General features: G+C 67.5%; 18 protein-coding genes. 14 read left to right on the forward strand and 4 right to left on the reverse strand.

Translation table 11 applies throughout. The features are described from left to right. Window positions 1–92: 92 nt before the first annotated feature. On the reverse strand, window positions 93–1,373 hold the full coding sequence (locus AC3WQR_RS13465) for a porin (RefSeq protein WP_260685211.1): 1,281 nt from the start codon (window positions 1,371–1,373) through the stop codon (window positions 93–95). Between the two features lie 272 nt (window positions 1,374–1,645). On the opposite strand from AC3WQR_RS13465, the gene AC3WQR_RS13470 reads away from it, so the two are divergent. Further along, a complete protein-coding gene (locus AC3WQR_RS13470) occupies window positions 1,646–2,095 on the forward strand; it encodes an OsmC family protein (RefSeq protein ID WP_012746235.1) in 450 nt (149 codons plus the stop codon). A 27-nt stretch (window positions 2,096–2,122) separates the two neighbouring features. Here AC3WQR_RS13470 and coq7 read toward each other — a convergent pair whose 3' ends face one another. Next, on the reverse strand, window positions 2,123–2,752 hold the full coding sequence (gene coq7 / locus AC3WQR_RS13475) for a 2-polyprenyl-3-methyl-6-methoxy-1,4-benzoquinone monooxygenase (protein WP_095948284.1): 630 nt from the start codon (window positions 2,750–2,752) through the stop codon (window positions 2,123–2,125). Window positions 2,753–3,034: 282 nt separating this feature from the next. Between coq7 and AC3WQR_RS13480 the strand changes: the two genes are divergently transcribed. The 9 genes from AC3WQR_RS13480 to ygiD all read left to right on the forward strand — a co-directional run bounded on the left by AC3WQR_RS13480 (window position 3,035) and on the right by ygiD (window position 14,450). Next, window positions 3,035–4,279, forward strand: a complete 1,245-nt coding sequence (locus AC3WQR_RS13480) for a porin (protein WP_492742366.1) — start codon at window positions 3,035–3,037, stop codon at window positions 4,277–4,279. A 184-nt stretch (window positions 4,280–4,463) separates the two neighbouring features. Further along, complete coding sequence (locus AC3WQR_RS13485) at window positions 4,464–5,444, forward strand: ABC transporter permease (protein WP_056573001.1); 981 nt, start codon at window positions 4,464–4,466, stop codon at window positions 5,442–5,444. 1 nt (window position 5,445) lies between these two features. After that, a complete protein-coding gene (locus AC3WQR_RS13490) occupies window positions 5,446–6,720 on the forward strand; it encodes a M20 aminoacylase family protein (RefSeq protein WP_492742367.1) in 1,275 nt (424 codons plus the stop codon). A gap of 31 nt (window positions 6,721–6,751) precedes the next feature. Then, window positions 6,752–8,332 carry an ABC transporter substrate-binding protein gene (locus AC3WQR_RS13495; protein ID WP_062472636.1) on the forward strand — a complete coding sequence of 527 codons (1,581 nt, stop codon included), beginning with the start codon at window positions 6,752–6,754 and terminating at the stop codon, window positions 8,330–8,332. Between the two features lie 104 nt (window positions 8,333–8,436). Next, entirely contained in the window at window positions 8,437–9,348 is a 912-nt protein-coding gene (locus AC3WQR_RS13500) for an ABC transporter permease (protein WP_095948286.1), read from the forward strand. A gap of 20 nt (window positions 9,349–9,368) precedes the next feature. Beyond that, window positions 9,369–10,439 carry an ABC transporter ATP-binding protein gene (locus tag AC3WQR_RS13505; protein ID WP_492742368.1) on the forward strand — a complete coding sequence of 357 codons (1,071 nt, stop codon included), beginning with the start codon at window positions 9,369–9,371 and terminating at the stop codon, window positions 10,437–10,439. Further along, the gene (locus AC3WQR_RS13510; RefSeq protein WP_492742369.1) at window positions 10,436–11,482 is read left to right on the forward strand and encodes an ABC transporter ATP-binding protein; all 1,047 of its coding nucleotides are present in this window, start codon (window positions 10,436–10,438) and stop codon (window positions 11,480–11,482) included. The genes AC3WQR_RS13505 and AC3WQR_RS13510 overlap by 4 nt, the downstream gene beginning before the upstream one ends. Further along, the gene (locus AC3WQR_RS13515; protein WP_492742370.1) at window positions 11,479–13,443 is read left to right on the forward strand and encodes a glycosyltransferase family 2 protein; all 1,965 of its coding nucleotides are present in this window, start codon (window positions 11,479–11,481) and stop codon (window positions 13,441–13,443) included. Before AC3WQR_RS13510 ends, AC3WQR_RS13515 begins: the two co-directional genes overlap by 4 nt. A gap of 101 nt (window positions 13,444–13,544) precedes the next feature. Beyond that, window positions 13,545–14,450, forward strand: coding sequence for a 4,5-DOPA-extradiol-dioxygenase (ygiD, locus tag AC3WQR_RS13520; protein ID WP_492742371.1), 906 nt, complete (start codon window positions 13,545–13,547; stop codon window positions 14,448–14,450). Window positions 14,451–14,475: 25 nt separating this feature from the next. On the opposite strand, the gene zwf is transcribed toward ygiD, so the two are convergent. Beyond that, complete coding sequence (zwf, locus tag AC3WQR_RS13525) at window positions 14,476–15,948, reverse strand: glucose-6-phosphate dehydrogenase (protein ID WP_492742372.1); 1,473 nt, start codon at window positions 15,946–15,948, stop codon at window positions 14,476–14,478. Window positions 15,949–16,091: 143 nt separating this feature from the next. Between zwf and AC3WQR_RS13530 the strand changes: the two genes are divergently transcribed. Genes AC3WQR_RS13530 through AC3WQR_RS13545 form a run of 4 tightly spaced genes read left to right on the forward strand, consistent with a single transcriptional unit; the run spans window position 16,092 to window position 21,088 of the window. Further along, window positions 16,092–17,102 carry an ABC transporter substrate-binding protein gene (locus AC3WQR_RS13530; protein WP_492742373.1) on the forward strand — a complete coding sequence of 337 codons (1,011 nt, stop codon included), beginning with the start codon at window positions 16,092–16,094 and terminating at the stop codon, window positions 17,100–17,102. Further along, window positions 17,103–19,376, forward strand: a complete 2,274-nt coding sequence (locus AC3WQR_RS13535) for an ABC transporter permease (protein ID WP_307695486.1) — start codon at window positions 17,103–17,105, stop codon at window positions 19,374–19,376. Then, window positions 19,373–20,413, forward strand: coding sequence for an ABC transporter ATP-binding protein (locus AC3WQR_RS13540; RefSeq protein WP_095743724.1), 1,041 nt, complete (start codon window positions 19,373–19,375; stop codon window positions 20,411–20,413). The genes AC3WQR_RS13535 and AC3WQR_RS13540 overlap by 4 nt, the downstream gene beginning before the upstream one ends. A gap of 12 nt (window positions 20,414–20,425) precedes the next feature. Further along, window positions 20,426–21,088, forward strand: a complete 663-nt coding sequence (locus AC3WQR_RS13545; protein ID WP_492742374.1) for an HAD family hydrolase — start codon at window positions 20,426–20,428, stop codon at window positions 21,086–21,088. Here the strand turns inward: AC3WQR_RS13545 and AC3WQR_RS13550 are convergent. Further along, window positions 21,034–21,705, reverse strand: a complete 672-nt coding sequence (locus AC3WQR_RS13550) for a lipocalin family protein (RefSeq protein ID WP_492742375.1) — start codon at window positions 21,703–21,705, stop codon at window positions 21,034–21,036. The genes AC3WQR_RS13545 and AC3WQR_RS13550 overlap by 55 nt on opposite strands. Between the last annotated feature and the right edge of the window lies 1 nt (window position 21,706).

Consider the following 21,706-nt stretch of genomic DNA (forward strand, 5'->3'; position numbering starts at 1 on the left):
AAGGACAAAAAGCCGCCCGGCTTGAACCGGGCGGCTTGAGTGTTTGCAGATTCAAACTGGCGTGGGCCAGCATGTGAATCGACAGTGAACGATCAGAAGGCGTGACGGATGCCGAAGTCGTAGCCCGTCGAGGTCTTCGGCGTGAAACCGTTGCCGGTGCCTTGGAAGCTCGGGCCACCGACGGTCAGCGATGCGCCGTTCTTGTTGCTCACGCGAGCAACGGTGGCGTACAGGGCCGTGCGCTTCGACAGGTTGTGCACGTAGCCGATCGCCAGCTTGTTGGCCTTCTTGTCGGCGGGCAGCACTTCCCACGGGTTGCGGGCAACCAGGTTCTCGTCGTACTTGACGCTCGAGTACGAAGCGCGGATCAGGCCAGCACCGACCGGCACGGTCACGCCGAGCAGGTAGCCGGTCAGGTCGATGTCGGGACGGCCGCCGAGGTACGGTTCGACTTCGTAGTCAACCTTGTTCTTGGCGCGCGACAGTTCACCGAACAGCTTCACGGGACCGAAGTCGTACGAAGCGCCCAGGTTCAGCGTGTTGACCTTGGTGGTCGTGCCGACGTAGAACTGGTCACCCACGGTGCTGCTGCCATAGGCCAGCGCAACGTCCAGGGGGCCGTTGGCGTAGCCGAAGCGACCGCCGACATAGCGACCGGTGCGCGAGGCGTTTTCCGCGAGGGGCGTTGCGGTGCCGGGGCTGTACTTGGTCTTCTCGTGGAAGCCGTACATCACCTGGCCGTAGAAACCGCCCAGGTTCGGCGGCAGGAAGTAGCCGATGCTGTTGCCGGCGCGAACGTAGTTGCTGCCACCAGCATCGGGGAGCTGCGGAACGTTCTTGAGGGCATCGGGAAGCTTCTTGCCGTCGGCATAGCCGGTGAAGCCGCCGAATGCGCCATTGGCTGTGTTGACCAGGTTGGAGCCGACGCCATTGGTGCCGAACGGGTCGAACACGGTGTCGTTCCAGAACGTCGGGGTGTAGTCGCGGCCGAGGCGGACTTCACCGAACCCGCCCGACAGGCTCACGGTCGAACGGCGCGTGAATGTCGAGACGCCCGTCTGGCCGTCGTCGTTGCTGATCGGGGCTTCGAGCCAGAAGCTGGCGGCCAGGCCACCACCGAGGTCTTCCGTGCCACGGAAGCCCAGGCGGCTGGAGTTGTAGCCCGAGTGAGCCAGTTCGCGGCGGCTTGCCTTGATGCTGCCGCGGTTCAGGTAGAACGGGTTGTAGATGGGGAAGCCCAGCCTGTCGTACGTGACGCCATTGCCCAGGTCCCGCGAGGTGGACGAGTAGCCGCTGATCGACGCGTCGACCACACCAAACAGCGTGACGGACGACTGAGCCGAGGCAACACCGGCAACAGCCAGGGCAGCCAGAGCAGCTGCCCTTTCGCAGTGGACGGCTAGAGTGGTGCGGCCATCGAGGCGCACAAAGAAAAAAGCCCCGAGTCTTGCGACTCGGGGCTAAATCCACCAATTGGAAGGGTGGAGGAGACAACTGGGTGCGCACCATGAAGTGCGCAGCAATGAAATAGAGTATACCCACCCTTTGTTGCGATGCAACAAGCAGGCGATGCTTTTCCCACACACAAGTTGATGTTTGGTGCGCATTTTTCCGCACGAATTCATCCCAATTGGAGCTGAACACCATGGAATGCACAGTAAGTTGGACCGGTGACGCAGGCACCCGATCGGCCATGGGCTTCGTGGCCGAGACCGGCAGCGGCCATGTCCTGATGATGGACGGCGCCCCGGATGCGGCCAAGCCCGAGAACGGCGGCCAGAACCTGGCCGCGCGGCCGATGGAAACCGTGCTCGCTGGCACGGGTGGTTGCACGGCCTACGACGTGGTGCTCATATTGAAGAGGGGGCGTCATCGCGTCGAGCGCTGCAGCGTCAAGCTGACCAGCGAGCGCGCCGAGAAGGATCCCAAGGTCTTCACGAAGATCCACATGCACTTCACCGTGGCGGGCAAGGGCATTCCGGCCGCCGCCGTGGAGCGGGCGATCGCCCTCAGCCACGAAACCTACTGCTCCGCCAGCATCATGTTGGCGAAGACGGCGGAAATCACGACCAGCTTCGATCTGATCGAGACCTGAAACTCCGGGTGGCGGTGCGCCGGAGCCTCAGATCCGGTGCGCGACGGTCGTCATGACCCGCGATGCCAGGCGCATCAGGGCCTTGGCCGGGGCCGGCAGTTCCGCGGCGCCCGCGTCGACGGCCTGCGTGGCATGGCGGGCTTCGTCGATCTTCATTTGCTCGACCACGGCGCGGGACGCGTGATCGGTCGACGGCAGGCGGTCCAGGTGGCTTTCGAGGTGTGCTTCCACCTGCCGTTCGGTCTCGGCGACGAAGCCGAGACTCAAGGGATCGCCCAGGCGTCCGGCAATCAGGCCAAGACCGAAGGCGCCTGCATACCAGAGTGGATTCAGCAGGGACGGGCGGGCGCCCAGGTCGTCCAGCCGTTGCCGGGTCCAGGCCAGGTGATCGGTTTCTTCATGCGCGGCTTCCAGGAAGTGCGCGCGCAACGCCGGGTCCCGCGCCACGGCGGCCTGGGCGGTGTACAGCGCCTGGGCACAGACTTCGCCGACATGGTTCACGCGCATCAGCGCACCGGCCTCGCGGCGCTCCGATTCGCTCAATTCACCTTGCGGCTGGATCGCGGGCGGAAGCGCCCGGGTGGCGTGAGATCGGGCAAAAAGCGTGCGCAAAGCCGCATCGGCGGCAGTCAGGGCGGGGTCGAGCAGGGCGGTCATGGGTCTATTTGAACGCACCTGTCCGGGGATGCAAGGACAGCACATTTCGTTTCATATCGTGGCAAAACCACCCGTCTAAGTCCTTTGTTGCACGACTGCAACGAAACACACGGGGCTTCCAAGATTTAGGGCGATTTGTTTTGCCCTGCCGCAGCGGCTCTGGTGCAATAGCATCAACTTCCCAAAAGGAGGTTGGCCCGGGGTCCGGTGGGAGCACAAAAGTGCCAGTCACGGTGAGCCCTTCGCACCGGAGCCCTATGTTTAACCTTGGAGAAACTTGCAATGAAAAAATCTCTAGTTGCTCTGGCTGCCCTGGCTGTTGCCGGTGTTGCCTCGGCTCAGTCGTCCGTCACGCTGTTTGGTGTGGTCGACGCGTCGATCAGCGGCTACTCGTCCACCTCGCGTGACCTGAACGGTGCCACCTTCCTGAACCCGTTCTACCTGAACAAGGGCAGCGTCAAGGCAAGCCGTCGCGAACTGGCTAACTCGGGCTACAACTCCAGCCGTCTGGGCTTCCGTGGTACGGAAGACCTGGGTGGTGGCCTGGCAGCCAGCTTCTGGCTCGAAGCCCCGATCACCAACGACAACGGCCAAGAAGGTGTTGCAACGTTCGCACGTCGCTCGACCGTGAGCCTGTCGGGTGGTTTCGGTGAAATCCGCCTGGGTCGTGACTACACCCCGACGTTCTGGAACGACACCGTGTTCGATCCGTTCGGCACCAACGGCGTTGGCACCAACCTGATCTCGACGGCTAACGGCGGCTTCGGTGGCTTCGGTACCCCCGCTGCTTCGACCGCTCCGTTCGCCAACGTTGGCAACAACAACTACGTGCGCGCCAGCAACACGATCGGCTACTTCCTGCCGCCGAACCTGGGTGGTTTCTACGGTCAAGTGATGTATGGCTTCGCTGAGAAGACCAAGTACAGCCCTGGCCTGGCAACGCCTGATGTGGCTAACAGCCAGCGTCAAGGTCGTTACGTCGGCGGCCGCTTCGGCTACGCCAACGGTCCCCTGGACGTTGCGCTGGCTTATGGCAGCAGCACCGTGGGTGACAACTACTACCCCGGCACGACCGACAAGGTCAACACGCTGAACCTGGGCGCTTCGTACGACTTCGGTCCCGTGAAGCTGTTCGGTGAACTGTCGCGCGCCAAGAACAAGCGTGACTACGAAGTCACCCCGTTCGCTGGCGGCCGTGCTGACACGGACCTGACCGGCTACCTGCTCGGCGTGACCGTGCCGGTTGGCGCTGGCCTGATCCGCGCTTCGTACTCGAGCGTCAAGTACGACCTGAACCAGCCTGCAGTGCTGTTCCAGCCCGCAGTTGCTGACCCGAAGGCCAACAAGCTGGCTATCGGCTACGTGCACAACCTGTCGAAGCGCACGGCTCTGTACGCTACCGTTGCTCGCGTGAGCAACAAGAACGGTGCTTCGCTGACCGTCGGCGGCCCGGCTTTCGTGACCACGGGTGGCTTCACCCCGAAGACCTCGACCGGCTACGACTTCGGTATCCGTCACGCTTTCTAATTTGATGCTGGCGCAAGCCAGCTTCGAATCGAAAGACTGAAAGCCACCCGGCGCAAGCCGGGTGGCTTTTTCTTTTGGCGCGCGCCTGTTCTCACTCGTAAAAATTGCGCCTCCACCCCCGGGGAACCCCCGTGCGGGCACGCTGCTTGCACTGCTAGCATGCCGCGATCACTCTTGTTGCTGAATGACTGCCTTTGTACTGCGCCGCCTGATCCAGGCCGTGATCGTGATGATCGCGGTTGCGTTCATTGCCTTCCTCCTCTTTCAATATGTCGGCGACCCGGTCGTGTTCCTGCTGGGGCAGGATGCCAAGCCCGACCAGATCCGTGAAATGCGCGCCGCATTGGGGCTCGACCGACCCTTCTTCGTGCAGTTCTGGCACTTCCTCGTCAACGCCGCACAGGGCGAATTCGGACTGAGCCTGCGCCAGGGCGCCAAGGTGTCGCGCCTGATCGGCGAGCGCTTCCCGGCCACGCTCGAACTCGCACTCGTGGCCGCGGCCCTGGCCCTGTTCGTCGGCATTCCGATGGGCGTATACACCGCCCTGCGCCGTGGCACCTTCATGAGCCAGGTGTTCATGACCGTGTCGCTGCTCGGCGTGTCGCTGCCCACCTTCCTCATCGGCATCCTGCTGATCCTGGTCTTCGCGGTGACGCTGGGCTGGTTCCCGAGCTTCGGGCGCGGTGACACGGTGCAGTTCGGCTGGTGGACCAGCGGGCTCTTCAAGGCCGACGGCTGGCACCACATCATCCTGCCGGCGGTGACGCTGGCGATCTTCCAGCTCACGCTGATCATGCGGCTGGTGCGCGCCGAGATGCTCGAGGTGCTGCGCACCGACTACATCAAGTTCGCGCGCGCACGCGGCCTGTCGAACCGCGCGATCCACTTCGGCCACGCGCTCAAGAACACGCTGGTGCCGGTCATGACCATCACCGGCCTGCAGCTCGGTGGCCTGATTGCCTTCGCGATCATCACGGAGTCGGTGTTCCAGTGGCCCGGCATGGGGCTGCTTTTCATCCAGGCCGTGACCTTCGCGGACATCCCCGTGATGGCCGCCTACCTGTGCCTGATCGCGCTGATCTTCGTGGTGATCAACCTCGTGGTCGACCTGTTGTACTTCGTGGTCGATCCCCGGCTGCGCGTGGGCAAGGCGGGAGGCCATTGAGGTGAGTGTCGCAACAGCTGCCGCAGCGCCGCGCCTGCAGGCCTCCGGCCGGGCCTTCGCGCACATCGCCAGCTTCTATCCCGAGATCACGGCCTTTCGCCGCGACCTGCACGCCCACCCCGAGCTCGGCTTCGAAGAGGTCTACACGGCGGGCCGCGTGCGCGAAGCACTGCGAGCTTGCGGCGTGGACGAGATCCACGAGGGCATCGGCAAGACCGGTGTCGTCGGCGTCATTCGTGGCAAGTCGACGGCCAGCGGCCGCATGATCGGCCTGCGCGCCGACATGGACGCGCTGCCCATGCGCGAGGACAACGACTTCGGCTGGCGCTCCGCCAACGACGGCCTGATGCACGGCTGCGGCCACGACGGCCACACCGCCATGCTCGTCGGCGCCGCGCGCTACCTGGCCGAGACGCGCGACTTCGACGGCACCGCCGTGCTGATCTTCCAGCCCGGCGAAGAAGGCTTGGCCGGTGCGCGCGTGATGATCGAAGACGGCCTGTTCGACCGCTTCCCGGTGAACGCCGTCTACGCCATGCACAACTGGCCCGCGATGCCGGCCGGCACCGTCGGCATCAACCGCGGCGCGATGATGGCCGCGGCCGATCGCGTGACGATCGAGATCAAGGGCAAGGGCGGCCACGGCGCGCATGCCTACCAGACCATCGACCCCGTCGTGGTGGCCGCGCACATCATCACCGCGGCGCAGACCATCGTGTCGCGCAGCGTGCGTCCCATCGACGCGGCCGTCGTCAGCATCTGCGCCGTGCAGGCCGGCGACCTCGGCGCCATGAGCGTGATCCCGGGCGAGGCCACGCTGGTCGGCACCGTGCGCACCTTCAGCGCGCGCGTGCAGGCGCAGGTCGAGCAGCGGCTGAGCGAGCTGTGCACGGCCATTGCTGCCGGCTTTGGCGCGACCGCGACGATCAAGTACGAACGCATCTACCCGGCCACGATCAACACCGCGCCCGAAGCGATGTTCGCGGCCGACGTGGCGCAGGCGCTGGTCGGCGCGAAGAACGTCGATCGCAACCTGGAGCCCAGCATGGGCGCCGAAGATTTCTCTTTCATGCTGCAGAAGAAGGCCGGTGCCTACCTGCGCATCGGCCAGGACGCCCGCAGCGGCGCCTTCCTGCACAACAGCCGCTACGACTTCAACGACGAGATCCTGCCGCTGGGCGCCGCATTGCATGCGGGCCTGATCGAGCAGGGCATGCCGCTGGCTGCTACCCGCAGCCTGCAGCCAGGGAAAGCCGCCGCCACCGCGGCGCCGTGATGTGTTCGATTTCAACCCGAGGAGTGTTCCCATGAGTTTCAAGAAGCAAGCGGCTGCGGTCGCTGTCCTGTGCGCTCTGAGCGCCGTCAGCATGGTCGCCAGCGCGCAGACCATCCGCATCGCGAACCAGGGCGACGCCCTGTCGCTCGACCCGCACTCGCTCAACGAGTCGCTGCAACTGAGCGTCACCGCCAACGTCTATGAAACTCTCGTGGGCCGCAACAAGGACCTGAGCCTGGCACCGCTGCTGGCCACGAGCTGGAAGCAGACCTCGCCGAACGTGTGGCGCTTCGAACTGCGCAAGGGCGTGGTGTTCCACGACGGCACGCCGTTCAGCGCCGACGACGTGGTGTTCAGCTTCGCGCGTGCGCAGGGCGACGGCTCCGACATGAAGGCCACGCTCAGCGAGATCAAGGCCGTGCGCAAGGTCGGCGACCTCGCCGTCGAAATCGAAACCAACGGCCCCTTCCCGATCCTGCCCGACGTGATCTCGCTCACCATGATCATGAGCAAGAAGTGGTGCGAGGAAAACCAGGCCACCAAGCCCGTCGACCGCCGCAAGGGCATCGAGAACACCGCCTCGTTCAAGGCCAACGGCACCGGCCCGTTCCGCGTGCGCGAACGCCAGCCCAACGTGCGCACCGTGTTCACGCGCAACGGCACCTACTGGGGCAAGATCGACGGCAACGCGCAGGAGATCGTGTTCACGCCCATCGCCAACCCCGCGACCCGCGTGGCCGCGCTGGTCTCCGGCGAAGTCGACGTGATGGAGCCCGTGCCCGTGCAGGACATCGCGCGCATCAACGCCGCGCCCAACGCCCGCGTCATCACCGGCCCCGAGATGCGCACCATCTTCCTGGGCATGGACCAGAAGCGCGACGAGCTGCAGTACTCGAACGTGAAGGGCAAGAACCCGTTCAAGGACAAGCGCGTGCGCCAGGCCTTCTACCAGGCCATCGACATCGCCGGCATCCAGCGCACCGTGATGCGCGGCGCCTCCAAGCCCACCGCGCTGCTCGTCGGCCCGGGCATCAACGGCTGGACCGCCGACCAGGACAAGCGCTTGCCTTTCGACGTCGATGCCGCCAAGAAGCTGCTCACCGAAGCTGGCTACCCCAACGGCTTCGAAGTCTCGATGAACTGCCCGAACGACCGCTACGTCAACGACGGCCAGATCTGCCAGAGCGTGGCCGCCAACCTCGCGAAGATCGGCGTCAAGATCAACCTCGTGGCCGAGACCAAGGGCACCTACTTCCCGAAGATCCTGCGCCGCGACACCAGCTTCTACATGCTGGGCTGGACCCCGACCACCTACGACTCGCACAACGCGCTGAGCTCGCTCACCTCGTGTCCCGACGACAAGGGCACGGGCCAGTTCAACCTGGGCGCCTACTGCAATCCGAAGCTGGACGAGCTGACCAAGAAGATCCAGTCCGAGTCGGACAAGGCCAAGCGCAACGAGATGATCAAGGAAGCCTTCAAGGTCCACACCGACGACATCGGCCACCTGCCGCTGCATCAGCAGTCGCTGGCCTGGGGCGTGAGCAAGAAGGTCGAGCTGGTGCAGCTGGCCGACAACTTCATGTACTTCAAGTGGATGAGCATCAAGTAAGTCGACCGTGGGCCGCTGCCTGAGCGGCCCGACCATGGGCCCGCTTCTTGCGGGCCCATTCTTTTTTGCTTCACGATGAAAAATAACTCCCACGCGGCCCGGCGATGAAAAAAACCCTTGCTCGCTGGCTCGACAGCGATGTCGGCTACAGCTTCCGCACCTCACCGGTGGCGATCGCAGCCGCCGTCATTGCGCTGGTGTGCGTCTTCTGTTCGGTGTTCGCCGGATGGGTGTCGCCGCACAACCCCTTCGACCTCGCCACCCTCGAACTCGGCGACGCCCGCCTGCCACCGGCGTGGAGCGCCGAAGGCTCCACCAAATACATCCTCGGCACCGACGACCAGGGCCGCGACATTCTTTCGGCCGTGATCTACGGCGCCCGCATCTCGCTGATCGTCGGCGTGGTGTCGGTGGTGCTGTCGGTCGTCGTCGGCGTGGTGCTCGGCCTGCTGGCCGGCTTCTTCGGCGGCTGGCTCGATTCCTTCCTCATGCGCGTGTGCGACGTGATGCTGTCGTTCCCGCCCATCCTGGTCGCGCTGCTCATCGCCGGCGTCGGCCGCGCGCTCTTTCCGGGCGCGCACGAGTCGCTGGCCTTCGGCGTGCTGATCATCTCGATCTCGCTCACGGGCTGGGTGCAGTACGCGCGCACCGTGCGCGGCTCCACGCTGGTGGAGCGCAACAAGGAATACGTGCAGGCCGCGCGCGTCACTGGCGTGGCGCCGCTGCGCATCATGCTGCGCCACGTGCTGCCCAACGTGATGGGGCCGGTGATGGTGCTGGCCACCATCCAGGTCGCGACCGCGATCATCACCGAGGCCACGCTCTCGTTCCTGGGCGTCGGCGTGCCGCCGACCTCGCCTTCGCTGGGCACGCTCATCAGCATCGGCAACCAGTACCTGTTCTCGGGCGAATGGTGGATCACGGTGTTCCCGGGCCTGATGCTGGTGCTCATCGCACTCAGCGTGAACCTGCTCGGCGACTGGCTGCGCGACGCGCTCAATCCGCGCTTGCGCTGAACAGAAAAGGAGAACGCCTCATGACGCTGCTCCAGGTCAAAGACCTCGTCGTCGAATTTCCGAACCGCCGCGGCACGCTGCGCGCGCTCGACCGCATTTCCTTCGACATCGCGCCCGGAGAAATCCTCGGCGTGGTGGGCGAATCAGGCGCGGGCAAGTCGCTCACCGGCGCGGCCATCATCGGCTTGCTCGAGCCGCCAGGCCGCGTGGCCGGCGGCGAGATCCTGCTCGAGGGCCAGCGCATCGACAACCTCGGTTTCGATGCGATGCGCCCCATCCGCGGTCGCAAGATCGGCGCGATCTTCCAGGATCCGCTGACCTCGCTGAACCCGCTGTACACCGTGGGCCGCCAGCTCATCGAGACCATCCGCACCCACCTGCCCGTGACCGAGTCGGAAGCGCGCAAGCGTGCCATCGGCCTGCTGCAGGACACCGGCATTCCCGCCGCCGAACAGCGCATCGACCACTTCCCGCACCAGTTCTCGGGCGGCATGCGCCAGCGCGTGGTGATTGCCCTGGCGCTCGCGGCCGAGCCCAAGCTCATCGTGGCCGACGAGCCGACCACCGCGCTCGACGTGTCGATCCAGGCGCAGATCATCCAGCTGCTCAAGCAGGTCTGCAAGGAACGCGGTGCGGCGGTGATGCTCATCACACACGACATGGGCGTGATCGCCGAAACCTGCGACCGCGTGGCCGTGATGTATGCGGGCCGCATCGCCGAGATCGGCCCGGTGCACGAAGTGATCCACCAGCCCGCGCACCCCTACACCTCGGGCCTGATGGCGTCGATCCCCGACATGACGAGCGACCGCGAACGGCTCAACCAGATCGACGGCGCCATGCCGCGGCTCAATGCCATCCCCACCGGTTGCGCCTACAACCCGCGCTGCCGGCGCACCTTCGCACGCTGCCTGACCGAACGGCCCGAGCTGATGCACGCGGGCGCCACGCGTGCCTCCTGCTGGCTGCACGACGCCGCCGACCCGCATGCGGGGCAGGCCGAGATCGCCGCGCAGCACCACGACGCCCTGGCGGCCGGCGAGCGCGCCACGCCCGAGGCGGCCGAACCCCTCGCAGAGGTGACCCGATGAGCGCCGTGATCGAACCCCGCAAGGACGCTGCGGCAGCAAAGACCAAGACCGGCGAGCCGCTCGTGGTCGCGCACGACCTCGCGCGCACCTTCGACGTGTCGCCGCCCTGGCTCAACCGCGTGCTCGAACGCAAGCCGCGCGTGCTGCTGCATGCTGTGGACGGTGTGAGCTTTTCCATCGAGCGCGGCAAGACGCTCGCACTGGTCGGCGAATCGGGCTGCGGCAAGAGCACCGTGGCGCGCCTTCTGGTGGGCCTGTATGCGCCCACGCGCGGCGGCCTGCAGTTCGACGGGCAGGACGCGCACGCCGCGTTCAAGACGCCTGAAGGCCGTCAGCTGCGCCGCCGCATCCAGATGATCTTCCAGGACCCCTACGCGAGCCTCAACCCGCGCTGGATCGTCGAGGACATCATCGGCGAGCCGCTGCGCGAGCACGGCATCCTGAGCGACAAGGACGCGCTTCGCCAGCGCGTGGGCGAGCTGCTGCAGTCGGTCGGCCTTTCGCCGCTGGACATGAGCAAGTACCCGCACCAGTTCTCGGGCGGCCAGCGCCAGCGCATCTCCATCGCGCGCGCGCTCGCCACGCAGCCCGAGTTCCTTGTGTGCGACGAGCCCACCTCGGCGCTCGACGTGAGCGTGCAGGCGCAGGTGCTCAACATCATGAAGGACCTGCAGCGCGAGCAGGGCCTGACCTACCTCTTCATCTCGCACAACCTCGCCGTGGTGCGCCATGTGGCCGACCAGGTCGGCGTGATGTACCTGGGCCGGCTGGTCGAGGTGGCCGACAAGCAGAAGCTCTTCGCCGAGCCGCAGCATCCGTACACCCGCATGCTGCTCGACGCGATCCCGCAGATGAAGCACACCGGCCGTGCGCGCACGCCGGTGCAGGGCGAAGTGCCGAATCCGCTGAACCCGCCGACCGGTTGCGCCTTTCATCCGCGCTGCCCGCATGCCAATGCGCGCTGCTCGTCGGAGCGGCCTTCGCTGTTGAGCCTGAAGGGCGTGCAGGTGGCTTGCCATGCCGTGGAGGAAGGCCGTTTGTGAGTGAAGGCGGCAGTCCGCAGGGCTGGCCGGCGGACAATTTTCCGTACCGGCCGCACCTGCGCTTCTGCTCGCTGGGCAATGAGAACGTGCGGGAGGTGATGGAGGGCTTTCGCCTCGCCTGCGAACGCCTCGGCTACACCACGAGCATCGCGCCGGGCCCGGGTGTCGACAACGACGACATCAACCTCTTCTTTTTCGCGATGGGCCTGAGCCTGCCCTCGGACGACGAGCTGCCGCCGAACGCGATCGTCGTCAACTTCGAGCCGGCCTTGCCCGCGTTGCTCGCGGAGATGCCCGGTTATCGACGGTTGCTGCAGCGTGCCCACGTGTGGGAGTACAGCCTCGAGAACATGGTGCACCACCCGGCGCTGGGCATCTACCGATCCGACTACGTGGGCCCGGGCTTCGAGCCGCTGGCCACGCCGCTGCTGCCGGAGTCCGAAGTGCTGGACGACGCACAGCAGGACATCGACGTCATCTTCTTCGGTGAGACGACGCCCCGGCGGCTGCAGGTGCTGGAGGCGCTGACTGCTGCGGGACTGCGCGTGGCCTATCCCTTCGGCACCGCCTGGACGCCGGCGCAGCGCGACGCTTTGCTGCCGCGCGCCAAGGTCGGGCTGAACATGCGCAAGGCCGACCACTCCAGCACGGTGGAGCTGCCGCGGCTGTCGATCCTGCTGCGGCATCGCAAGGCCGTGGTGTCGGAGCTGTATCCGCATTCCGAGATTCCGCAGGTGCTGCGCGATGCGGTCGAAGGGTGCACGAAGGACGAGCTGGTCGACCGCGTGTGCGCGCTGGTGGCCGATGCGCCACGGCGGCGCGCGCTGGAAGTCGCCGGGCCGCGGGCGTTGCAATCCTTGCCGCTGCAGCATGAGGTGCTGGCGGGGGCGATGCAGCGTTATCTTTCGGCGGCCCGGCAGCGATGGGTGGGACAGCAGGCACGGAATACGGCTGAGCCTGCCTCGCAGGTGTCCGTCCTGATGGTGATGCGAGACGACGAAGCGAACGTTGCGGAGGCTTTGGCATCGATCGCCGAGCAGAGCCTTGCACCGCACCAGATCATCGTGGTGGACGACGGCTCCACCGACGCCACCGTCGACGTGGTTCGCGCGCGCATGGCCGCCGACCCGCGGCTGGCGGGGTTGCAGCTGTTGCAGGCGCCCGTCCCGATGGGATGGGCAGCGGCTGCGCAGTGGGGGTTGATGCAGGCGCGCGGCGACACGCTGGCGCTGTGGGCACCGACCGTGCGCTGTGCGCCCGAGCGCCTGCAGGTGCAGTCCGCGTTCCTGCGGGCGTCGCCGGAGATCGGCGCGGTCGGCGCCTGGTACACCCGCGACGGCGACGCGGAACCGCCGACGCAGCGCCTGCCGGAGATGCACGACCAGATCCTGGCCGCGTTGCTGGCGCATCTGCCGCACGAACAACCGCTGCTGATGGGCGGCCTGATGCTGTCGCTGCCGCGCATCCAGCAACGCGGGCTCGGCTTCGACGCCACACTTGGCCGGTTCGCATGGCTCGGCCTGCTGCTGGAACTGGTGCGCGGCGGTGTGCGGCTCGCCAACCTCGGCATGAACCTGAGCCACCTGACGCGCCGCCATGCCGAGGGCCTCACGGAAACCGATGTGACGGCGCTGACCCGTGTGCGAGAGCGTCTGCTGCCCCTGGTCTTCCCCGACGTACCGTCCGCCGATGCGCAGCGGCTGGCCCGGCTCTACGGCCAGCAATGGGCGCCCGATGCCGACGATGCCACGGCGCTGCTGCGCGACATGGCGAGCGCCTGCGAGCGGCAGGGCGACGTCCACGCGACCACCGTGCTGCGCGGTGAGAGCCTGCGCGTGTTGGCGGTGTATGCGGAGAACAGGCGACTGGCGCCGGGCTACCTCGACACGCTGATGCGCGAGCCCTTGCTGCGCGATTTCCTGGCGCCGCTGGGCGAACGCCTGCGTGCATTCGTGCCGTGAACCATGGTGCTTGCGCCGGGCGGTGTGCGTAAACGCACTTTCCCAGCCCTCACTCTGTTGCACAGTCCCGGGTTGGCCCCGAATCCACACCCCCTGACACGATGACCTCCACCCCGATGACCCGCCTGCTCGGCCGCCGCGGCTTTCTCATGGGCTCGGCGCTGGGCGCCACCGCCGCGCTGGCGTCGATGACCGAGATCGCGTACGCGGCCGGCGCGTCATCCGCGCGCCGCATGCCCGTCATCTTCATCGGCCACGGATCGCCGATGAACGCGCTCGCGGACAACGCCTTCACGCGCCGCCTTGCGGCCTGGGGCCGCGAGCTGCCGCGCCCCACGGCGATCCTCAGCGTGTCGGCGCACTGGCTCAGCCAGGGCGCGACCGGGGTCACGGTGCAGACGCGGCCCAAGACGATCCACGACTTCGGTGGCTTTCCGCAGGCGCTGTTCGACATCGAGTACCCCGCACCGGGCCACCCTGCACTCGCGCGCGAAACGATCGGCGCCGTCAAGCAGGCGCCGGTGATCGCCACCGAGCAATGGGGGTTGGACCACGGCACCTGGACCGTGCTGAAGCACCTGTACCCGAAGGCCGACGTGCCGGTTTTCCAGCTCAGCATCGACTACGACAAGCCGGCGGCGTTCCACCATGCGGTGGGGCGCGACTTGGTGGCCTTGCGCGACCGGGGCGTGCTCGTGATGGGCAGCGGCAACGTGGTGCACAACCTGCGCGCCACCGACCGCGGCACGCCCGATGGGCTCAAGGCCAGCCGCCCGTGGGCGCAGTCGTTCGACGAGGCGGTGAAGGCCGCGCTGGCCGGCCGGGACGACCGCGCGCTGATCGGCTACGAGAAGCTCGAAGGGGCGTCGACCGCCGTGGCCACGCCGGACCACTACTTCCCCTTCCTGTATGCCCTGGGCGCTGCGGCGCCGGGCGAGCGTGCGAAGACGGTCTACGAAGGCTTCCAGTCGGGCACGCTCAGCATGCGCTGCCTCCAGTTCGGCTGAACGAAGGCCGCGCAGCCTTGCTGCGTTACTGCTCCTCGCCCCAGGCGAAGCCGTCGCGCGCAATCATGGCGCTCGACGCGCTGGGGCCCCAGGTGCCGGCCGCATAAGGGCGCGGGCCGCCGTCGGACTCCCAGGAGTCGATGAGCGGCTCGACCCAGCGCCAGGCTTCTTCCTGCTCGTCGCTGCGCACGAACAGGTTGAGGCGCCCGTCGATCACGTCCAGCAGCAGGCGTTCGTAGGCACCCACGCGCTCGGCGCCGAAGCGCTTGTCGAAGTCGAGGTCGAGCTGCACCGGTGCCAGTTGCGCGGCGCTGGCGTGGCCGTTGCCGCCGCGCTGGCGGTTGTCCTGCGCCTGCGCGAGCATGTGCAGCTCCAGGCCGTCTTTCGGCTGCAGGTTGATCACCAGCTTGTTCACGTTGCCCGCCGGTGCACGGTAGATGGCGTGCGGCGTGGGGCGGAAGTTGACCTCGATGCGCGCGTCGCGCGAGGCCAGCCGCTTGCCGGTGCGGATGTAGAAGGGCACGCCGGCCCAGCGCCAGTTGGCGATTTCGGTGCGCAGCGCCACGAAGGTCTCGGTGCGGCTGTCGGGGTTCACGCCCGGCTCGTCGCGGTAGCCCTGCACCCGCTCGCCGTAGGCCGTGCCGGCCGTGTACTGGCCGCGCACCGCGTGCAGGCCCAGGCTCTCGGGCGTCCAGGGCTTGAGGGCGCGCAGCACCTTGAGCTTCTCGTCGCGGATGGCGTCGGCGTGCGCGTTGATGGGCGGCTCCATGGCCACCGCGCACAGCAGCTGCAGCGCGTGGTTCTGCACCATGTCGCGCAGCGCGCCGGTCTGGTCGTAGAAGGCGCCGCGCTTTTCCACGCCCAGGTCCTCGGCCATGGTGATCTGGATGTTGGCGATGTGCTCGCGGCGCCAGATGGGCTCGAAGAGGGCATTGCCGAAGCGCATCGCGAACAGGTTCTGCACCGAAGGCTTGCCCAGGTAGTGGTCGATGCGAAAGACCTGCTTTTCCTCGAGCACCTTGCCCACCGCGGCGTTGATCGCGCGATTGGAGGCCAGGTCGTGGCCCAGCGGCTTCTCGAGCACGACGCGGGTGCGCGGGCCGTTGAGCCCGGCGGCGGCGATCTGCTCGACCACCTGCGTGAAGAGCGCGGGCGCCGTGGCCACGTACATCACGACCGTCTTGGCGTCGCGCTGCTTGAGCAGGTCGGCCAGGCTGGCGTAGTCGGCGGGCTTGGACAGGTCCATGCGCAGGTAGTGCAGCATGGACGCGAACTTCTTGAACTCCTCGGGGGTGGGGCGCTTGGCGCCTTCGACGGCGCTGAAGCGCGACTGGATCAGCTCGCGGTACTGGTCGTCCGACAGGTCGTCGCGCGCCACGCCGACGATGCGCCCGTCCTGCGGCAGGCTGCCGTGCCTGAAGGCCTGGAACAGCGCGGGCATCAGCTTGCGCCACGCAAGGTCGCCAGTACCGCCGAACAGAACGAGATCGAAGCTCATGAGAAAACTTTCCTTTGTCTGAATGCCGAGCAGGCAACGTGCCAGTCGCGATGGTACTTGTACCGATTCGGCACACCTGTACTAAAGCTACGCTGTCCCATGGCCGCGAGGCCTTTTTTTATTGCCGAGGCAGGGGAATACCAATGAAGAAGCTTTTCACGGCAGCCGCGCTGCTGGGTCTGTCGGCCGCCGCGTCGGCGCAGACCGTCAACGTCATCTGCTCGGTGCAGGCCGAGTGGTGCAACGTGATCTCCACCGTCTACGCCCGCACCACGGGCGTGCGCATCAACATGGCGCTCAAGGGCTCGGGCGAGGCGCTGGCCCAGCTCATCGCCGAAAAGGACAACCCCAAGACCGACGTCTGGTTCGGCGGCACGGGCGACCCGCACCTGCAGGCGGCCGAGCAGGGGCTCACGCTCGAATACAAGTCGCCCACGCTCACGCAGCTGCATCCCTGGGCCCAGCAGCAGGCCAAGCAGTCGGGCTACAAGACCGTGGGCATCTACTCGGGCCCGCTGGGCTTCGGCTACAACCCCGAGCTGCTCGCCAAGAAGAAGCTGCCCGTGCCCAAGACCTGGGCCGACCTGCTCAAGCCCGAGTACAAGGGCGACATCCAGGTGGCCAACCCGGCCTCCAGCGGCACGGCCTACACCATGATCGCCACGCTGGTGCAGCTCATGGGCGAGGACAAGGCCTTCGACTACCTCAAGGCGCTGCACAAGAACGTGGGCCAGTACACCCGCTCGGGCACCGGCCCGATCAAGGCGGTGGCGCGCGGCGAAACGGCCGTGTCGATCAGCTTCGTGCACGACGGCCCGGGCGAGAAGATGCAGGGCTTCCCCGTCGAAACCATCACGCCCGCCGACGGCACGGGCGCCGAGATCGGCTCCATGAGCGTCATCAAGGGCGCGCGCAACCTCGACGCCGCCAAGAAGTTCTACGAATGGGCGCTCACACCCGCCGCGCAGGAACTGGGCGCCGCCAACAAGCAGTTCCAGCTGCCCAGCAACGCGAGTGCCAAGCTCGATCCGCGCATTCCCGACTTCAAGAAGATCAAGTTCATCAACTACGACTACGCCAAGTACGGCGCCAGCGCCGAGCGTCGCCGCCTGATCGCGCGCTGGGAAAAAGACGTCAACTCGCTGCCGCGCTAAGTGCAGGCGCGTTCCAACGAAGGCGCGCCGGCCAACCCGGCGTCCCTGGCCGCCGCCCGGCGCGCGCGGCGATGGATCTGGGCCTGGGTCGCGCTGGGCCTGGCGGCCTATCTCGTGCTGCCCTGGTATGCGATCCAGGATGCGACCTGGTACGAAGCCGTTCCGCAGGTCTTCGGGCAGGCGGAAGGCGCCAACGGCCTGATGCAGGCGGCCACGCAGGGCCGCAGCTGGCTCTTCATCGGGCTGGCCGGGTTGCTGCTGTGCGCTGTCGGCGCTGCCTTGCCCGCCGGCAAGGCGCAGGGGCGCTGGCTGCTGGCGGGCGGCGCGATCGGCGCCATCGGCCTGGCCGTGGCGGGCTTCACCATCGGCGCGCGCGGCTGGAGCGTCGCGGCGCTCAACACCCAGTTCGGCGAGCTGGCCGTGAACCAGTTCGGCATCGGCGCGGGCGGCTTCGTGGCGCTCACGGCGCTGGTGCTGCTGGCGGCCTTCGGCATGGCGCGGCTCGGCCTGTTCAAGGGCGACCTGTTCGTCTCTGCCTCGGTGGTCGGCTGCGGCGTGCTGATGGCGCTGTTCATCGCCTACCCGGTGAGCCGAGCGCTGTCGGGCGCCTTCTTCAATGAAGACGGGCAGTGGTCGATCACGGCCTTCGCGGCGCGCGTGTTCACCGAGCGCATCTGGGGCCTGGGCTGCCTGGCGGGCGGCGTGCGCTGCGGCGTGGCCTGGAACACGCTGGTGCTGGCGCTGCTCACGGCCGCCGGCACCACCTTCCTGGGCACGCTGATGGCGCTGATGGCCGAGCGCGGCAACCGGCGCGGGCAGGGCGCATTGCGGGTGCTGGCGCTGCTGCCGATCATCACGCCGCCGTTCGTCGTCGGCCTGGGCCTCATCTTGCTGTTCGGCCGTGCGGGCATCGTCAACCAGGTGCTGGAGAACGTCTTCGGCATCGAGCCCACGCGCTGGTTCTACGGCATGCCGGGCGTGCTGGTGGCGCAGCTGTTCGCCTTCACGCCCATCGCCTTCATGATCATGCGCGGCGTGGTGCAGGGCATCGCGCCCAGCCTGGAAGAAGCCGCGCAGATGCTGCGCGCCGACCGGCGCCGCGCCTTCTTCACCGTGACGCTGCCGCTGCTCAAGCCCGGGCTGGCCAACGCCTTCCTGGTCGGCTTCATCGAGAGCATTGCCGACTTCGGCAACCCGGTGGTGGTGGGCGGGCAGTTCTCGGTGCTGTCGACCGACATCTTCTTCGCCATCGTCGGCGCGCAGTACGACCAGGGCCGCGCCGCGTCGCTGGCCTGGGTGCTCACGCTGTTCGCGCTCGGCGTGTTCGCGCTGCAGCGCGGCCTGCTCGGCAAGCAGAACTACACGACCGTGAGCGGCAAGGGCGACGCCGGCATCGCGATGGCGCTGCCCGACGGCGTGCGCCGCACCATCCAGTGCATCGCGCTGCCGTGGATCGCCTTCACCGCCGTGGTCTACCTGTTCGCCTTCGCGGGCGGCTTCGTGCAGACCTGGGGCCGCGACTACAGCTTCACGCTCAACCACTTCAAGAGCGCCTTCGCGCTGGAGTGGGGCCAGTTCGGGCTGGTGTGGGCCGGCACGGCGTGGAACTCGCTGATCACCACGCTGAAACTGGCCGGCATCTCGGCGCCGATCACCGCGGCGCTGGGCCTGCTCATTGCCTGGCTGCTGGCGCGCAACGAGTTCAAGGGGCAGGGCGCCTTCGAGTTCGGCGCGCTGCTGGCCTTTGCGATCCCGGGCACGGTGCTGGGCGTGAGCTACATCCTGGCCTTCAACGTACCGCCGTTCGAGCTCACGGGCACGGGGCTCATCATCGTGCTGTGCTTCATGTTCCGCAATCTGCCGGTGGGCGTGCGGGCGGGCACGGCGGCCTTCAAGCAACTCGACCGCTCGCTCGACGAGGCCTCGCTGATGCTACGCGCGTCCACGTCGCAGACGCTGTTCAAGGTGGTGCTGCCGCTGCTCAAGCCGGCGCTGGTGGCTGCGCTGGTCTACAGCTTCGTGCGCGCCATGACGACGGTGAGCGCCGTGATCTTCCTGGTCACGGCCGAGAACGAACTGGCCACCACCTACATCATCGGCCGCGTCGGCAACGGCGACTACGGCATTGCGCTGGCCTACTGCACGGTGCTCATGGTGCTGATGTCGCTGGCCATTGCGCTGGTGCAGTTCGTGGTGGGGGAGCGCAAGCTGGGTCGGCGTGGGGCGGTGCCCCCGCATGAGGGACATCACAAAATGGAAAGCCTGGCAGCATGAACGGTATCGAATTTCGCAACGTCACGAAGCGCTACGGCACCGATAAAAACGGCCCGATGGCCGTCAAGGGCATCAGCTTCGAGGTGCCCGTGGGCACGCTCACCACCATCCTCGGCCCCTCGGGCTGCGGCAAGACGACCACGCTGCGCATGATCGCGGGGCTCGAATCGCCGACCTCGGGCTCGATCTTCATGGGCGGGCGCGACGTCACCACGCTCGGCCCGGGCGAGCGCAACGTGAGCATGATGTTCCAGAGCTACGCGCTGTTCCCGCACATGAACGTGATCGAGAACGTGGGCTACGGCCTGCGCATGAGCGGCGTGAAGAAGGACGAGGCCACGGCGCGGGCGCGCGAGGCGCTCCGGGGCGTGGGCCTGGTCGGCTTCGACGAGCGCCTGCCCAGCGAGCTGTCGGGCGGCCAGCAGCAGCGCGTGGCCCTGGCGCGCGCGCTGGTGCTCGAGCCGGCGGTGCTGCTGTTCGACGAGCCGCTGTCCAATCTCGATGCCCGCCTGCGGCGCGAGATGCGCGAGGAAATCCGCTCGCTGCAGCAGCGCCTGAAGCTCACCGTGGCCTACGTGACGCACGACCAGAGCGAGGCGCTGGCCGTGAGCGACCAGATCATCGTCATGGACCACGGCGTGATCGCCCAGCGCGGCACGCCCGAGCAGCTGTACGGCCGACCCGAGAGCGAGTTCGTCGCCGGCTTCATGGGCGAGGCGATGGTGTTCCCGGCCGTGGCGCAGGCCGACGGCAGCGTCACGCTCGGCCCGCTGCGGCTGCAGCCGCGCTACGCGGTGGCGCCCGGCACGGTGAAGGTGGCGGTGCGGCCCGAGGCCTGGGACATCGGCGCGCTCGACGGCCTGCCCGCCACGCTGCGCAAGTCGGCGTACCTGGGCAGCTTCTACGAATACGGTTTCGACACGCCGCTGGGGCCGGTCTTCGTGGTCTCGACCGACCTGTCGCGCCCGCTGGCGGCCGGCACGCAGACCACCCTGTCGCTCGGAACCCATGGCGTGAGCGTGGTGCCCGGCGCATGAAACAATGGCGCCATGAACGTGGTTTTCGATCTTGGCGCCGTGCTGTTCGCCTGGGAGCCGGCACGGCTGGTCCAGGCCCATCTCCCCTCTCACGCCCCCACTGAAGCCGCCGCCGCGGCCCTGGGCCGGGCCCTTTTCCATCACGACGACTGGACCGGCTTCGACTGCGGCACCCGCACGCTGGACGATGCCATCGCCCGCATGTCGGCGCGGCTGGCGCTGCCGGCCGAGTCGCTGCACGCCATGCTCGACGGGCTCGGGGAGCGGCTGGCGCCGATCGACGTCACGGTCGCGATGCTCGAAGAGCTGCTCGTGCAGCGCGACGCCGGCGAGCCGCTGCGCCTGTACTACCTGTCGAACATGCCCGTGCCGTTCGCCCGCGCCCTCGAGCGCCGGCACGCCTTCATGCGGCGTTTCGACGGCGGCGTGTTCTCGGGCGACGTGAAGTTCCTCAAGCCCGAGCGCGAGATCTACGAGCTGCTGGCCATGCGCCACGGCCTCGACCCCGAGCAGACCGTGTTCATCGACGACTCGGCCGCCAACGTCGAGATGGCCCGCGCCTTCGGCTGGCACGCCATCCATTGCACCGAGCCCGACAAGCTGCCGGCGCAACTGCAGCGCTACCTGCCGGTGAGCACCACCTTGTCGGTGTCGAACCCCAGGCTGCGGGCGTAGTCCAGCTCGGCCTGCAGCGCGTCGTCCTCCAGGCGCGGCGCGCGCGACAGCACCCAAAGGTACTCACGGTCGGGCGTGCCGACCAGCGCCACCTGGTAGTCGCGATCGAGCTTCAATATCCAGTAGTCGCCCCACACCAGCGGCAGCCAGCCCATCCAGGCGGGGGCGAAGCGCACCTGCAGCCGCCCCGCGCCGGGCAGGCCGGCCACGGGCACCACGCGTGCGCTGCCGATCGCCTCGTCGAAGTTGCCGTCCTCCCGCACGCAGCGGTTGCGCACCTGCAAGGTGCCGTCGGGCTGCGGCGTGTATTCGGCGCTCACCGGACCGGCGCACTGTTTCTGGAACCGGTTGGGCAGCCGCGCCTGTTCGTGCCAGACGCCGGCGTAGCGGTGCAGGTCGACCGGCGCCACCACCTGCAGCGGCGCACGCATCAGCGGGGCGCCGTCGGCCGGACCGGCAGGCCGGGCACGGGCCGTGCGTGCGGCGCCCAGTGCGTACCAGGTGGCCACGCCGCCCACGACGAAGGCGGTGGCCATGGTGCCGATCGCGTGGCTGGTGCGGCGGTCGTCGAAGGCGCGGCCGGCGGCGGTCGCGGGGCGTGGGGGGCGAGGGGTCATG

The organism is Variovorax sp. FW305-3-2-15-B-LB1 (genome assembly GCF_058787635.1).